Raw genomic sequence first — 1,055 nt, forward strand, 5'->3', positions numbered from 1 at the left:
TGGGACTTACACAACTTAACTGGCCAAATTAGACTATAATGCTTGTAAATCAATAATTTTACGTCGAAGCGATCGCAAGGAACGAAAGAAACAACCCCTACTGCAATGCCCCCTTGCTTTGAAAGGTGGTGTCAACAGTTTGATGATTGTGGGAAAAACCCACCCCAAAAAACAGGATTCCGCCACTATTTGGGTGGATTACTAGGGGAAAGTGAAAGGAAAAACATATCTCAAATGGCCAATAACTCCATTGGAGTAGTTTATAATCGCCGACATCATTTCATAGCAGATTCTCATAATCGAGCCTAGTAAAATCAATGTTAGCGAAGCTTTGCGTTAGCAAACGTCGTCTAGAAATAATTAACAAACGTTCTCAAACCAAATTCAAGAAAGGGTAAGGGTTGATTTTAGACGATTCTGGACACCGAAACAGCGCACCGCCTGCGCCGAGGTTTCCTCGGCGTCAAGACGGAGCAAGAAGCGGTAATTTTACATCTGGAGTAGGACGACAATACATAGGAGAAATAGGTAAAACAGACAATGAAATAGTAACTGTAACAACTCATCCGATACGATGGTAAAAAAAGTTTCCCTTTAGATATTGAATTATATCAACATTCCAGCTCTTTACCAGAAGGAAAAAATGACAAACTATTTCAGAAAAAGCCAGATATAGGAATAGAGCTAATAGACCGCAGTCTCAGTAGAGGCCATAGTCAGGAAAAAGTTTTAATTGATGCTGGTTATGGCAATAACACAAGATTTATGAACCAACTTGAAGAAAAGGAATGAAAATATCTAGGAGGAATCGCCAAAAACCGTTTGCGTAGCATTCCGTAGGAAAAAATAGTAGTTAGACAAAAATCCCAATCAGAAACAGAAATTAGAAGAGATGAATGGGCAAAAAGCATCCGAATAGAGGAATTTGAGGGAGTTATATTAACTGTAGACACAACCAAAAAACTTTGGGTGATGACATTTAGAGCATCAACTTCACGCCTTTTTGGAGAAAGAACATTTGCTATCGTTATCAATGCTAGTTCTATAGAAGAGGC

1 pseudogene is annotated in these 1,055 nt (G+C 38.8%); it reads left to right on the plus strand.

From position 1 onward, the window contains the following. Positions 1–105 precede the first annotated feature (105 nt). Positions 106–1,055, plus strand: a pseudogene (locus tag F6K06_RS33635) (transposase); the annotation flags it as partial.

The organism is Okeania sp. SIO1H4 (genome assembly GCF_010672695.1).
GTDB lineage: Bacteria > Cyanobacteriota > Cyanobacteriia > Cyanobacteriales > Microcoleaceae > Okeania > Okeania hirsuta.